Origin of the sequence: Limnobacter sp. (genome assembly GCF_043511195.1) — a bacterium.
In the GTDB taxonomy this organism is placed as follows: domain Bacteria; phylum Pseudomonadota; class Gammaproteobacteria; order Burkholderiales; family Burkholderiaceae_B; genus Limnobacter.
Genome location: NZ_CP121330.1, coordinates 2,605,644 through 2,618,615, shown reverse-complemented (window position 1 = coordinate 2,618,615; position 12,972 = coordinate 2,605,644). Strand labels below are relative to the sequence as shown.

15 protein-coding genes are annotated in these 12,972 nt (G+C 52.2%); 13 read left to right on the top strand and 2 right to left on the bottom strand.

Annotated features, from left to right (window positions below; all coding sequences use genetic code 11):
* The first annotated feature begins 160 nt into the window (after positions 1-160).
* The 6 genes from P0D43_RS12490 to ftsB all read left to right on the top strand — a co-directional run bounded on the left by P0D43_RS12490 (position 161) and on the right by ftsB (position 5,870).
* Complete coding sequence (locus P0D43_RS12490) at positions 161-865, top strand: CoA transferase subunit A (RefSeq protein WP_159571851.1); 705 nt, start codon at positions 161-163, stop codon at positions 863-865.
* 12 nt (positions 866-877) lie between these two features.
* Positions 878-1,522, top strand: coding sequence for a 3-oxoacid CoA-transferase subunit B (locus P0D43_RS12485; RefSeq protein ID WP_394672558.1), 645 nt, complete (start codon positions 878-880; stop codon positions 1,520-1,522).
* Between the two features lie 111 nt (positions 1,523-1,633).
* Positions 1,634-3,280 (top strand): CTP synthase, encoded by a 1,647-nt coding sequence (locus tag P0D43_RS12480; protein WP_394672557.1) that lies wholly within the window; start codon positions 1,634-1,636, stop codon positions 3,278-3,280.
* A gap of 25 nt (positions 3,281-3,305) precedes the next feature.
* The gene (gene kdsA, locus P0D43_RS12475) at positions 3,306-4,163 is read left to right on the top strand and encodes a 3-deoxy-8-phosphooctulonate synthase (RefSeq protein ID WP_394672556.1); all 858 of its coding nucleotides are present in this window, start codon (positions 3,306-3,308) and stop codon (positions 4,161-4,163) included.
* Between the two features lie 47 nt (positions 4,164-4,210).
* A complete protein-coding gene (gene eno, locus P0D43_RS12470; RefSeq protein ID WP_394672555.1) occupies positions 4,211-5,494 on the top strand; it encodes a phosphopyruvate hydratase in 1,284 nt (427 codons plus the stop codon).
* A 46-nt stretch (positions 5,495-5,540) separates the two neighbouring features.
* Positions 5,541-5,870, top strand: coding sequence for a cell division protein FtsB (gene ftsB, locus P0D43_RS12465; RefSeq protein ID WP_394672554.1), 330 nt, complete (start codon positions 5,541-5,543; stop codon positions 5,868-5,870).
* On the opposite strand, the gene P0D43_RS12460 is transcribed toward ftsB, so the two are convergent.
* Both P0D43_RS12460 and P0D43_RS12455 read right to left on the bottom strand, forming a co-directional pair.
* Positions 5,867-6,796 carry an Hsp33 family molecular chaperone HslO gene (locus tag P0D43_RS12460; protein WP_394672553.1) on the bottom strand — a complete coding sequence of 310 codons (930 nt, stop codon included), beginning with the start codon at positions 6,794-6,796 and terminating at the stop codon, positions 5,867-5,869. The genes ftsB and P0D43_RS12460 overlap by 4 nt on opposite strands.
* 24 nt (positions 6,797-6,820) lie before the next feature.
* Entirely contained in the window at positions 6,821-7,345 is a 525-nt protein-coding gene (locus tag P0D43_RS12455) for a gamma carbonic anhydrase family protein (protein ID WP_159571092.1), read from the bottom strand.
* 78 nt (positions 7,346-7,423) lie between these two features.
* On the opposite strand from P0D43_RS12455, the gene P0D43_RS12450 reads away from it, so the two are divergent.
* From P0D43_RS12450 to dapA, 7 genes are read left to right on the top strand one after another with little or no spacing between them, the layout of a single operon-like run.
* Positions 7,424-8,233, top strand: coding sequence for a ferritin-like domain-containing protein (locus tag P0D43_RS12450; protein ID WP_341236989.1), 810 nt, complete (start codon positions 7,424-7,426; stop codon positions 8,231-8,233).
* 15 nt (positions 8,234-8,248) lie between these two features.
* Complete coding sequence (locus tag P0D43_RS12445) at positions 8,249-9,133, top strand: 3',5'-nucleoside bisphosphate phosphatase (protein WP_394672552.1); 885 nt, start codon at positions 8,249-8,251, stop codon at positions 9,131-9,133.
* Between the two features lie 11 nt (positions 9,134-9,144).
* Positions 9,145-9,801: an L-threonylcarbamoyladenylate synthase gene (locus P0D43_RS12440; RefSeq protein WP_159571086.1), complete on the top strand. Its 657-nt coding sequence runs from the start codon at positions 9,145-9,147 to the stop codon at positions 9,799-9,801.
* The gene (locus P0D43_RS12435; protein ID WP_341236987.1) at positions 9,801-10,457 is read left to right on the top strand and encodes a site-2 protease family protein; all 657 of its coding nucleotides are present in this window, start codon (positions 9,801-9,803) and stop codon (positions 10,455-10,457) included. The genes P0D43_RS12440 and P0D43_RS12435 overlap by 1 nt, the downstream gene beginning before the upstream one ends.
* Before the next feature lie 6 nt (positions 10,458-10,463).
* Positions 10,464-11,501 (top strand): tryptophan--tRNA ligase, encoded by a 1,038-nt coding sequence (gene trpS / locus P0D43_RS12430; protein WP_394672551.1) that lies wholly within the window; start codon positions 10,464-10,466, stop codon positions 11,499-11,501.
* 1 nt (position 11,502) lies between these two features.
* Positions 11,503-12,090, top strand: coding sequence for a bifunctional 2-polyprenyl-6-hydroxyphenol methylase/3-demethylubiquinol 3-O-methyltransferase UbiG (locus P0D43_RS12425; protein ID WP_159571079.1), 588 nt, complete (start codon positions 11,503-11,505; stop codon positions 12,088-12,090).
* On the top strand, positions 12,091-12,969 hold the full coding sequence (gene dapA, locus P0D43_RS12420; protein ID WP_159571076.1) for a 4-hydroxy-tetrahydrodipicolinate synthase: 879 nt from the start codon (positions 12,091-12,093) through the stop codon (positions 12,967-12,969). It begins immediately after the preceding gene.
* Positions 12,970-12,972 lie beyond the last annotated feature (3 nt).

Genomic DNA, 12,972 nt, shown 5'->3' with positions numbered 1-12,972 from the left:
TTTGATTTTAAGCCGAAAGCTTATTGCATATCGGGAAAAAATAGTTGACTTTGATCTCTAGTCTGAGAAACTTGCTTTTGTGCAATGCAGCAAGAAGATTGCGTGCGCCAAGAAGTTAAACTAATGGCACAAATTCAAAGCATGAGGAATAGAAATGGGGATGAATAAAGTATCGGCCAGTGCCACAGAGGCTTTGGCGGACAAGATCAAGGACGGAATGACGCTTGCCGTGGGTGGTTTTGGCCTGTGCGGCATTCCAGAGGCTTTAATTGAGGCAGTTCGTGCATCGGGTGCAAAAGATTTGACTGTGATCTCGAACAATGCGGGTGTGGATGGCTTTGGCTTGGGCCGATTGCTGGAAACCAGGCAGGTACGCAAGATGATTTCGTCGTATGTGGGTGAGAACAAAGAGTTCGAGCGCCAGTATCTCAGCGGTGAACTGGAACTGGAATTCACGCCACAAGGTACCTTGGCCGAAAAACTGCGCGCAGGTGGTGCCGGTATTCCCGCTTTTTTCACGAAAACCGGTTTTGGAACCGTGATTGCCGATGGCAAGGAGACACGGGTGATCGACGGCGAAAACTATGTGCTGGAGCACAGCCTGAAAGCCGATATTTCGCTGGTGAAGGCCTGGAAGGCGGATACCTCTGGCAATCTGATTTATCGCCTCACTGCGCGCAATTTCAATCCGGAGTGTGCGGCAGCCTCGAAATTTACGGTGGTGGAAGTGGAAGAAATTGTGGAAGTGGGTGCGCTTGATCCCAACTTTATTCACACCCCAGGTATTTATGTGCAGCGTGTTGTATTGAACGCCAATCCTGAAAAGCGGATTGAGAAACGCACACTGGCGACCCCGGCACAATAAGGAGAACAAAAAATGGCGTGGAATCACGATGAAATGGCAGTACGCGCTGCGCGCGAATTGCAAGACGGTTTTTATGTGAATCTGGGCATCGGTTTGCCCACTTTGGTCAGTAACCACATTCCTGATGGCATGGATGTGATGTTGCAAAGTGAAAATGGTTTGTTGGGCATTGGGCCATTTCCTACCGAGGAGCAGGTGGATGCCGATTTGATCAATGCAGGCAAGCAAACCGTGACCACTCTGAATGGGTCAGCTTTCTTCTCAAGTTCAGAGTCGTTTGCGATGATTCGCGGCGGGCATATCAATCTGGCTATTTTGGGGGCCATGCAGATCAGTCAGAATGGCGATTTGGCCAATTGGATGATCCCCGGCAAACTGGTGAAAGGCATGGGCGGTGCCATGGACTTGGTGGCGGGTGTGTCGCGTGTAATCGTATTGATGGAGCATGTGGCTCGCAAGAAAGATGGCACGACTGATTTGAAGATTTTGCCTGAATGCACCTTGCCATTGACAGGTAAAGGCGTGGTCAACCGCATTATTACGGACTTGGCGGTGATGGACGTCACCGCGCATGGACTCGAAGTGCTGGAAATAGCGCCAGGCGTATCTAGAGAAGAACTCCAAGAAAAAACAGGGTGTGAACTGAAGTTTAGTTAAGATCACTGGCATGGACCAAGCGCGCTCAGGTTATAATTCTGCTTTCAAACAGCGCACAATTCGCTCAATTGTGCGCCCTACTGAGCGCCGAACAGAGCGCCGCCTGGCACTATGACCAAATATGTATTCGTTACTGGCGGGGTTGTCTCGTCCCTTGGCAAAGGTATTGCCGCAGCATCTTTGGCCGCGATTCTCGAAAGTCGTGGCCTGAAAGTCACCATGCTCAAACTCGATCCTTACATCAATGTTGATCCAGGTACCATGAGTCCAATTCAGCACGGTGAAGTTTTTGTTACCGACGATGGCGCAGAAACCGACCTGGATTTGGGCCATTACGAGCGTTTCATCTCGACCAAGATGAAAAAGTCCAACAACTTCACAACAGGCCAGATTTACGAATCTGTGCTGCGCAAAGAGCGCCGTGGTGAGTACCTGGGCAAAACGGTTCAGGTGATTCCCCACATTACCAATGAAATTCAAGCTTTCATTGAAAAAGGCGCGCGCGCGGCCTGGGGTGGTGAAACCGATGTGGCCATTGTAGAAATTGGTGGCACCGTGGGTGACATCGAGTCTTTGCCGTTCCTTGAAGCTGTGCGTCAAATGAGCTTGCGCTTGGGGCGCAACAGTGCGTGTTTTGTGCACCTTACATTGGTGCCATTCATTGCCTCTGCAGGCGAATTGAAAACCAAGCCCACTCAGCACAGTGTTCAGAAACTGCGTGAAATCGGTATATTCCCAGACGCACTATTGTGCCGCGCGGATCGCCGTATTCCCGATGATGAACGCGCCAAGATTTCCATGTTCTCGAACGTGCAACTGGAAGCGGTTATTTCTGTTTGGGATGCCGACACAATTTACAAAATCCCGGCCATGCTGGAAGCTCAGAAACTCGATGACATTGTGCTCGAGAAACTGAACATTGAGGTGCCTCGCGCCGATTTGTCCAAATGGGCTGAAATTGTGTACGCGCAGGAAAATCCTGAGCAAAACATCACCATTGGTATGGTGGGCAAGTACGTTGACTTGACCGAATCCTACAAGTCTTTGATCGAAGCCCTGAATCACGCTGGCTTGCACACGCGAACCAAGGTGAACATCAACTACATTGACTCAGAAGAAATTGAGACCAACGGTACCGAAAGTTTGAAAAAACTGGACGCGATCCTTGTGCCTGGCGGTTTTGGCAAGCGTGGCACAGAAGGCAAAATCAAGGCCATTCAATACGCCCGTGAAAACAAGGTTCCTTACTTGGGTATTTGTTTGGGTATGCAATTGGCAGTTATTGAATTTGCACGCCATTGCGCAGGTTTGCCCAAGGCCAATTCAACTGAGTTTGACAGCCTGGCAGAAACTCCGGTTGTGGCCCTGATCACCGAGTGGAAAGACAGCACTGGCAAGGTTGAGTTGCGCAGTGATCAAAGCGATTTGGGCGGCACCATGCGCCTGGGCTCGCAGCGTTGCCCGATCAAGCCGGGTACTTTGGCTGAATCGATTTACGGCCCCGAAGTGAACGAGCGCCACCGCCACCGCTATGAAGTGAACAACAATTTTGTGCCGCAGCTTGAAGAAGCTGGCCTGCGCATATCGGCCCGTACGCCCACCGAGAACTTGCCCGAGATCATGGAATTACCTGATCACCCCTGGTTCTTTGGTGTGCAGTTTCACCCCGAGTTCACCAGCACCCCACGGGACAGCCACCCCTTGTTTTTGGCGTACGTGAAGGCCGGTTTGGCACACAAATTAGCCAAAGCGTTATAAGCTGGACCCAACAGGAGGACACCTCATGAAACTATGCAATTTTGAAGTGGGTTTGGACAAACCTTTTTTCCTGATCGCGGGCCCATGTGTCATTGAAAGTGAACAAATGGCCATAGACACTGCGGGTCAACTCAAGGAAATCTGCGAGTCGTTGGGCGTACCTTTTATTTACAAAAGCTCGTACGACAAAGCCAACCGCAGTTCAGGCAAAAGCTTTCGTGGTTTGGGCATGGACAAGGGGTTGGATATTCTGGCCAACGTGAAGAAAGCCTTGAATGTAAACGTGTTGACTGATGTTCATGCCATTGAGGAAATTGCGGCAGTAGCCAGCGTGGTGGATGTGTTGCAAACCCCTGCGTTTTTGTGCCGCCAAACCGATTTTATTGAAGCAGTGGCCACGTGCGGTAAACCAGTCAATATCAAGAAGGGGCAGTTTCTGGCCCCCGGCGACATGGTCAATGTAGTGGACAAGGCGCGCGCGGCTGCCATTGAGGCAGGCGGCGATGGCAAAAATATCATGGTGTGTGAACGCGGCGTCAGCTTCGGGTACAACAACCTGGTTTCAGACATGCGAAGCCTGGCCATTATGCGCAACACAAATTGCCCAGTCGTATTTGATGCCACACACAGTGTGCAGCTGCCAGGTGGGCAGGGCACAGCAAGCGGTGGTCAGCGTGAATTCGTACCCGTGTTGGCCCGCGCGGCGGTGGCAGTGGGTGTGGCAGGTTTGTTCATGGAAAGTCATCCTGACCCGGCCAAGGCCATGTCAGATGGCCCCAATGCCTGGCCTTTGCCCCGCATGAAAGCTTTGTTGGCTAATTTGCAGGAACTGGACCGTTTGGTGAAGTCTGGCCCACTGGCCGAAACAGACCTGATGAAATAAACAGGCCGAGTATTCAAAACAGAATTTAATCCATCCAAGAGGAAACTATGAGCGCAATTGTTGACGTGATTGGTCGTGAGGTTATTGATTCTCGCGGCAATCCCACCGTGGAATGTGACGTGCTGCTGGAAAGTGGTGCAATGGGCCGTGCGGCCGTGCCCTCTGGTGCGTCTACAGGTACCCGTGAAGCCGTTGAACTGCGCGACGGCGACAAGTCCCGCTATTTGGGCAAGGGTGTATTGCGCGCGGTTGAAAACATCAACACAGAGATTTCTGAAGCAATTCTGGGTCTCGATGCACAAGAGCAAGTGTTTCTGGATCAAAACCTGATCGATCTGGACGGTACAGAGAACAAATCACGCTTGGGCGCCAATGCCACTTTGGCAGTGTCCATGGCAGTGGCCCGCGCAGCAGCCGAAGAAACCGGCTTGCCTTTGTATCGCTATTTTGGCGGCATGGGCGGCATGAGCCTGCCAGTGCCCATGATGAACGTGATCAACGGTGGTGCACACGCCAATAACAACCTTGACTTGCAAGAGTTCATGATTTTGCCAGTGGGTGCGCCTTCTTTCCGTGAGGCCATTCGCTATGGTGCTGAAGTGTTCCATGCCTTGAAAAAGATCATTCACGACAAGGGCATGTCCACTGCCGTTGGCGACGAGGGCGGTTTTGCACCTTCAGTGGCCAATCACGAGGCTGCCATTCAAATGATCATTCAGGCCATTGAAACTGCAGGCTTTGAGCCTGGCACGCAAGTGGCTTTGGGTCTGGACTGTGCTGCCTCTGAATTCTACAAAGACGGCAAGTACAAGTTGGCTGGTGAGGGCATGGAGCTGAGTTCGCAGGAATTCGCGCACCTGTTGGAAAGCTGGTGCAACAAGTACCCAATCATTTCCATCGAAGACGGCATGGCCGAGGACGATTGGGACGGTTGGGCTTATTTGTCAAAAACCATGGGCCGCAAAGTACAGTTGGTGGGCGACGACCTGTTTGTAACCAACACCAAGATTTTGGCCGAAGGCATTGAAAAGAACATTGCAAACTCCATTCTGATCAAGATCAATCAGATTGGTACATTGACTGAAACCTTTGCAGCCATCGAGATGGCCAAGCGTGCGCGTTACACCGCAGTGATCTCACATCGCTCGGGCGAGACAGAAGACAGCACGATTGCCGACATTGCTGTGGGTACGAATGCAATGCAAATCAAGACCGGTTCAATGAGCCGTTCGGACCGTGTTGCAAAATACAACCAGCTGTTGCGTATTGAAGAAGACTTGGGTGACATTGCCTACTACCCAGGCCGTTCAGCCTTCTACAACCTGGATTAATCGGTATTAATCAAAGGTGGCCCCGCACAGCGGGGCCTTCTTGTATATGAACCCCAGGCTGATCTCACTCGTCCTTTTTGCTTTGCTGATTTTGCTTCAATACCCCTTGTGGTTCGGCAAAGGGGGGATGCTGCGCGTTAGCGATCTGCAAGGCCAGCTTGAGCAGCAAAAACAGGTGAATGAAGCATTGCGTTTGCGCAATCAACAACTTGAAGGCGATGTGCGCAGTTTGAGTGAGGGTGTTGAGGCGATCGAAGAACGTGCCAGAAACGACTTCGGCATGATTAAAAAAGACGAAGTATTTATTCAGTTGATTGAGCCCCGCGGACAGCCTGCCGCCGCACCGCCTGGTGCAGCTGCAAAACCTGCCAATTAATGCAGAGTGGGCGGCAAGGGAGGCTGATCCCCGTCGTTTTGAGCCTCGTCGGTGAACAATGCATTGCAATCGTCTCGGGTAAAAGAATAGTTTGCATTGCAGAAATCACATTGAATTTCCACTGTCGGGTTTTCCGATAAGGCGTCGTCAAGCTCGGCCTGCCCCAGAGTCAGCAACATTTTCCCAACTTTTTCGCGTGAGCAGGTGCATTCAAAGTGCGCTTGGCGCTCTGCCAGACCATCTGGGTCTTCTTCCCAAAAAAGCCGCTTTGCCAACTCGTCGGTTTCGATTGTCAGGTGTTCTTCCGTTTGCAGTGTGTTAATCAAGGCTTTTAAGCGGTCCCAGCCATCGGCATCAAATTCTTTGCTTGAAGTAATGCCCCCGTGTTGTGGCATTTGCTGAAGCATGACACCCGCTGCGGTTGTTGCGTCCGAATTCAAAATCAGGCGGGTTTCCAGCTGTTCACTGCTGTGCATGTACGCTTCAAGAGAATCGGCCACGGTGCTGCCTGCAAGCGGCACAATGCCTTGGTAGGGGGCTTGTCCCGGCAGGCGGTTGCGTGGATCCAGAATAATGGCGCAAATGCCTTTGCCTGTTGCATTGACCAAGTCTTTGAAGCTGGCATTCTCAGGAATTTCAGCATCTTCAGCAAGCTTGACAGTGGCGCGCAAGCCCAAGCGGCTGTTGCATTCAGCAACCAATAAACGAATTGGCCCGTCGCCTTGTATTTGAATAATCAAGGATCCCTCAAACTTCAGGGATGCGGACAACATCGTGCTGGCAGCGACCAATTCACCCAGTACTTTTTGAACAGGCCTAGGGTAGTCGTTGTTTTGAACCACTTGTTGCCAAGCCTTGGAAAGGTGGACCAAGTGCGCGCGGCAACTGGATTGATCAAAAATCAGGGTACGTAGAGTGTCGGTCATGGATACTAATTGGGGCTGCTAAGATTAATCGTCAATTCTTTCAAGTGTTTCTTTGAACAACTTGGCTTTTTGTACATAGAAGGCGGCGCCAATCAGGCGGGCCACTTCATCGTCGTTCAAGGTTCGGATCACTTTTCCAGGCGAGCCTACTACCAGGGAGCGATCGGGAATTTCCTTGCCTTCGGTGATCAGGGCGCCGGCGCCGATGATACAGTTTTTTCCGATCTTCGCACCGTTCAACACCACTGAACGAATACCGATCAAACTGCCTTCACCCACTGTGCAGCCGTGCAGGCAAGCCTGATGCCCTACAGTGACATTTTTGCCCACAACCATGGGGTAGCCGATGTCGGTGTGCAGCACCGCGCCTTCCTGCACATTGCTGCCTTCCATGATGTGGATTAGTTCGTTGTCGCCGCGAATCGCCGCAAAATCCCAAACCGAGGTGTTTTCATCGAGCTGCACTTTGCCAATGATGCTGGCCATTTCAGCCACATAGGCGCTGGAGTGCACGGTGGGCGCTTCGCCGTTGATTTTGTACTTGGCCACAATTGTCTCCTGTGTCGGGGTGTTGCCATGGTTTGTTTGCCTTAAAATACCATGATCGATCCCTTATGCAGTGTGCTCATGGGCAGTGAACTTGAACAAACTTTAAGACAGACCGCCTTGCAGGCTTTGGAATGTAAAGATTCCCTGGAGAAGGTGCGTCTTGTTCTTGCAATTGATGTGAGCTTGCCCCTTGGGAGTCAAGCAAGCTTTTGCTCCCGTGTGGGGCGGCCAGACAAGCCTGAGCTGGTTCACCCTGCGCGCGTGCCCACACGAAAAGTCAGTCAACCCGTGGGGCGGGGCATGTTGCTGCACTCACTGGCCCATATTGAATTCAATGCAATTAACTTGGCGCTCGATTTGCTGGTTCGTTTTCCTTTCATGCCTGAACAGTTTTATCTGGACTGGCTGAAGGTGGCCAAAGAGGAGGCCCTTCACCATTCGTTGTTGTGCGACCGTCTTGCGGCGTATGAATTGACGTATGGGGACTACCCTGCACACGACGGCCTGTGGCAAATGGCCGAAAAAACCAAAGAAAGTTTGCTGGCGCGACTTGCACTGGTGCCCAGGTTACTGGAGGCACGGGGGCTGGATGTGTCGCCTGCCATACGTGAGAAACTGGCTGCAGCTGGTGACATGGAAAGCGCCAAAGTGCTAGACATTATTTTGCGTGATGAAATTGGGCATGTGGCCATTGGCAACCGCTGGTTCAATGAAGTGTGCAACAATGAATTACGCGATCCCATTGAAGCGTTCGAATATTGTCTGCGGGAATACACCGCACCACAGCCCCGATCGCCGTTCAATTTCAAGGCTCGCGCCCAGGCTGGTTTCTCTGAAGAAGAGTTGGCCTGGTTGATGCAAGTTGAATTGGAGCAATCGGCCCAATAAGCCAATTGCAAAAGTATGAGTAAAGCAGCACAAATCAATTGGAGCGACCCGCATTTGATCAATGCGGATTTGCATTGCCACTCCACCACATCGGATGGCACGTTGACGCCAGAAGAGTTGGCAGAACGCGCAGCCGCCAACGGTGTACAAGTTTGGTCATTGACCGACCACGATGAGGTGGGTGGTTTGGCCCGAGCGTCAAAAGCCGCCGCTGAACACGGCATGATTTTTATTCCTGGTGTTGAAATCTCGGTGACCTGGTCTGCGGTGACCTTGCACATTGTGGGTTTGAATGTTGATTACGTGAATTCACCCCTGGAGAATGGCTTGGTCAGCGTGCGAAATGGACGCACCGAACGTGCCATGGAAATGTCGCGCCAACTGGAAAAGGTTGGTATTGATGGCGTGTACGAAGGTGCCTTGAAGTTCGTGGGTAATCCCAACCTGATCAGCCGCACACATTTTGCGCGTTGTCTTGTAGAAAGGGGCGTTTGCAAAGACATTCGTGAAGTGTTCGAGCGCTTTTTGACCCCCGGTAAGCCCGGCTACGTGCCGCATGAATGGGCCAGCCTGAAACAGGCGGTGCAATGGATTCTCGATTCAAATGGCCAGGCCGTGATTGCGCACCCTGGGCGCTACGATTTGAATCCCATGCAGATGGACGAACTGGTTACCCAGTTTGTGAAGCTGGGCGGGGAGGGCATAGAGGTGGTAACGGGCAGCCACACCACCGATCAGTACGCCACCTATGCACGCAAGTCGGTGCGCTCAGGTTTGAAGGCGTCGCGTGGGTCCGATTTTCATGGTCCCACTGAATCCAGGGTTAATTTGGGTGAATTGCCCCGTCTGCCGGATGGTTGCGTGCCAATCTGGGATAATTGGGGCAAGTTGTTCAGCTAACAGGATCCCCATTGGCGCAGTTATTCAACGTTCACCCCCAAAATCCGCAATCGCGTTTGTGCAAGCAGGCGGCTGACCTGATCAATTCAGGTGGCATTGCCGCCATTCCAACGGACAGTTGCTACGCCCTGGTGTGCCATCTCGATGATAAAAATGCAGTAGAACGTTTGCGCAGGCTGAAAGGTATTTCCGAGAAACAGCACTTGGCCTTGCTATGCAAAGACTTGAGTGAACTGGGTAGCTACGCCAAAGTGAACAATGTTCAATACCGCCTGTTGAAGTCGGTTTTTCCGGGGCCTTACACCTTCATTCTTGAAGCAACCAAAGAAGTGCCCAAGCGGGTTTCGCATCCGTCCAAAAAATCAATTGGTTTGCGCGTGCCTGCTCACGCGGTGGTGCAGGGCTTGCTCGAACACATTGAAGGCGCGTTGATTGCCACGACTTTGCAACTTCCGGGAATGGAAGAGCCGGCACGCAGTGGCTGGGAAGCCCAAGAGGCTGTGGGCAATGATGTCGATTTGATTGTGGACGATGGCGAATATTGTGGCGCTTTCCCGACCACAGTGATCGACTGGACTGGCGAAGATCCGGTGGTAGTGCGTGTGGGTGCCGGGCCTTTAACCGGCCCGCTCGAGCCAGTCAACATTGAAGAACAGGAAGAGCTGTAATGGATTCAAGCATCATTCAAACGATTGCGGTGTATGCACTGCCGGTGTTGTTTGCCATTACCTTGCATGAGGCTGCGCATGGTTATGTAGCAAGAATGTATGGCGACAACACTGCGATGTACGCGGGTCGAATTACGTTAAACCCGATCAAGCACATTGACCCTGTGGGCACAATTCTGGTGCCAATCGCAATTTTGGTGTCTTCGAGCTTAATGGGAGTTGGCGCTTTTCTCTTTGGCTGGGCCAAGCCCGTACCCGTGAATTTCGGGAATTTGCGCAATCCGAAAAAAGACATTCGTTTCGTGGCATTTGCCGGTCCAGGTGCAAATTTCATCATGGCCCTGATGTGGGCGCTCAGTCTGAAATTACAAATTGTTACCGGTTTGAACGAACCATTTTTCGCTGAAATGGCCAAGGCCGGTATCGTGGTGAACCTGGTGTTGGCGGCTTTGAACCTGTTACCCATTTTGCCGCTGGATGGTGGTCGAATTCTGTTCAGCTTCCTGCCCAGTTCTGCAGCCTATAGTTTCAGCCGCACCGAGCCCTATGGCATGATCGTGCTCATTGCACTCTTGATGCTGGGTATCTTGCCCATGTTCATTCAGCCCGTTGTTAGTGTCGGGTTGAACGTGCTAACCCTTTTGTTTAATTTTTAAGCCACCATGTTTGCTGAACGCGTATTGTCGGGCATGCGCCCAACCGGTTTGTTACACCTTGGCCATTATCATGGCGTGCTGAAAAACTGGGTGAAACTGCAAAATGAGTTTCCCTGCCTGTTTTTTGTGGCCGATTGGCATGCGCTGACCACGCACTACGAAACCCCTGAAGTGATCAAGGAAAACGTGTGGGACATGGTTGTTGACTGGCTTGCTGCGGGCGTAGATCCCGAGAAAGCCACCTTGTTTGTTCAATCGAAGGTGCCCGAGCATGCCGAGTTGCATTTGCTGCTCTCGATGAACACGCCGTTGAGCTGGCTTGAACGCGTACCCACTTACAAAGACCAACAGGAAAAGCTCAGCGACAAAGACTTGGGCACCTATGGCTTTCTGGGCTACCCGCTGTTGCAGTCAGCCGATATTCTTATTTACCGAGCAACGCAGGTGCCGGTGGGCGAGGACCAGGTGCCGCACATTGAATTAACACGTGAAATCGCGCGGCGCTTCAACCACTTTTACAGCAAGGAAAAGTTGCTGAATGCGAAAGGTGCCGAAATTGGCCGCAAGCCGATTTTACTGGAGCCCAAGGCTTTGCTGACTGAAGCCAGCAAAATGCCGGGCCTGGACGGTTTTAAGATGTCCAAGAGCTACCAAAACACCTTGGCCCTGCGTGAAACACCCGAAAACATTTCTCAAAAAGTGCGGAAAATGCCCACCGATCCCGCTCGGGTGCGCCGCACGGATCCCGGTGACCCCTCGAAATGTCCCGTGTGGCCGCTGCATGAAGTGTATTCCGATGCCAGCACCAAGCAGTGGGTACAAGAGGGGTGTAAATCGGCGGGAATTGGCTGCATTCAATGCAAAGAACCGATTATTCAAGCGATCACCGATGAATTGGCTCCCATGCGCGAGCGTGCAGCCATGTACACGGCGAACCCGACACTGGTGCGCAAAATAATCAGCGAAGGTTGTGAGCGTGCGCGTGCCATGGCCAACGACACCATGAAAGACGTGCGCAAGCACATGGGTCTGGATTATTCCTGAGATGACTGAACACCATGCCAACCCTGCCATGGCGCCTTCACCATGGGTTCGCCTTTGTGTGGAAAGCCTGCATGCCTCGGGTGCTGTCAAGCCGGGTTTAAGGGCACTTGACCTTGCTTGCGGCGGTGGTCGCCACGCTCTGTATTTGGCTTCTCTTGGTTACACGGTGCATGCTGTTGACAAAAATACGCCAGACACCATTTGGCCCGTCAATGTACAGTTTGAGGCCATGGATCTGGAGCAGGCTGATTGGCCTTTGGCCGGGCAGCAATACGACTTGATCGTGGTCACCAACTACCTGCATCGCCCACATTTTGCGAACCTTTTGGCTAACCTGAAGTCTCAGAATGCAGTGCTGGTTTATGAAACCTTCATGGATGGCAATGCGCAATTCGGTTCGCCACGCAGCCCGCAGTTTTTGCTGCAACCGGGCGAATTACTTTCCCGTATGTCTTCATTGAATGTAATGCGTTTTGAACAGGGGCTGCGAAGCATTCCAAGCCCTGCAATGATTCAACGGGCCATGGGCATTACAGGTGCTTGGTCTGAGATACAATCTGGAACAATAACACTCACTCAAAGGGACTAAATGATCACTGGCAGCATTGTCGCGATTGTTTCGCCGATGTTTGAAGACGGGTCGCTGGACTATGACAGTTACCGTCAGCTCATTGATTGGCACATTGAACAAGGTACCGACTCGATCGTAGCGGTAGGAACCACTGGCGAATCGCCTACTGTGGACGTTGAAGAGCATGGCGAGCTGATCCGCGTTGCTGTGGAGCAGGCTGCTGGCCGCATACCCATTATTGCGGGTACCGGCGGCAATTCAACCACCGAGGCAATCGAGCTTACTGAATTTGCACGCAAGGTGGGCGCCGCTGCCAGCTTGCAGGTGGTGCCTTACTACAACAAACCCACCCAGGAAGGCATTTACCTGCACATGCGCAAGGTGGCCGAGGCTGTAAATCTGCCAGTTATTCTGTACAACGTGCCAGGGCGCACGGTGGCCGATATGGCGCATTCTACGGTTGTACGGCTAAGCCAGGTCGATGGTATTGTGGGCATCAAGGAAGCCACTGGCGACCTTGAGCGTGGCGCGTGGCTGATCCGCGATACAGCGCCCGATTTTGCGGTGTATAGCGGAGATGATCCCACCGCCGTGAATTTGATGCTCATGGGCGGGAAAGGCAACATTTCGGTGACTGCCAACGTGGCCCCCAAGTTGATGCATGAACTGTGTGTTGCTGCCATTGCAGGCGATTCGAAAACTGCACACGCATTGAATTTGAGTTTGCTGGATTTGCACCAGGCCATGTTTGTACAGGCCAACCCAATTCCCGTGAAATACGCATTGAGTAAAATGGGCAAAATGGCACCGGGTGTGCGCTTGCCACTGACTCGACTGGAATCCAATTTTCACCAAACCGTGGACGCCGCCTTGCGTGCGCACCGGTTGATCGACTAAAGA

What these genes read in the sequence shown, in the direction of transcription:
- P0D43_RS12490 (WP_159571851.1), top strand. Translation starts at nt 161, where the DNA reads ATGAATAAAGTATCGGCCAGTGCCACAGAGGCTTTGGCGGACAAGATC.
- P0D43_RS12485 (WP_394672558.1), top strand. Translation starts at nt 878, where the DNA reads ATGGCGTGGAATCACGATGAAATGGCAGTACGCGCTGCGCGCGAATTG.
- P0D43_RS12480 (WP_394672557.1), top strand. Translation starts at nt 1,634, where the DNA reads ATGACCAAATATGTATTCGTTACTGGCGGGGTTGTCTCGTCCCTTGGC.
- kdsA (WP_394672556.1), top strand. Translation starts at nt 3,306, where the DNA reads ATGAAACTATGCAATTTTGAAGTGGGTTTGGACAAACCTTTTTTCCTG.
- eno (WP_394672555.1), top strand. Translation starts at nt 4,211, where the DNA reads ATGAGCGCAATTGTTGACGTGATTGGTCGTGAGGTTATTGATTCTCGC.
- ftsB (WP_394672554.1), top strand. Translation starts at nt 5,541, where the DNA reads ATGAACCCCAGGCTGATCTCACTCGTCCTTTTTGCTTTGCTGATTTTG.
- P0D43_RS12460 (WP_394672553.1), bottom strand. Translation starts at nt 6,796, where the DNA reads ATGACCGACACTCTACGTACCCTGATTTTTGATCAATCCAGTTGCCGC.
- P0D43_RS12450 (WP_341236989.1), top strand. Translation starts at nt 7,424, where the DNA reads ATGGGCAGTGAACTTGAACAAACTTTAAGACAGACCGCCTTGCAGGCT.
- P0D43_RS12445 (WP_394672552.1), top strand. Translation starts at nt 8,249, where the DNA reads ATGAGTAAAGCAGCACAAATCAATTGGAGCGACCCGCATTTGATCAAT.
- P0D43_RS12435 (WP_341236987.1), top strand. Translation starts at nt 9,801, where the DNA reads ATGGATTCAAGCATCATTCAAACGATTGCGGTGTATGCACTGCCGGTG.
- trpS (WP_394672551.1), top strand. Translation starts at nt 10,464, where the DNA reads ATGTTTGCTGAACGCGTATTGTCGGGCATGCGCCCAACCGGTTTGTTA.
- P0D43_RS12425 (WP_159571079.1), top strand. Translation starts at nt 11,503, where the DNA reads ATGACTGAACACCATGCCAACCCTGCCATGGCGCCTTCACCATGGGTT.
- dapA (WP_159571076.1), top strand. Translation starts at nt 12,091, where the DNA reads ATGATCACTGGCAGCATTGTCGCGATTGTTTCGCCGATGTTTGAAGAC.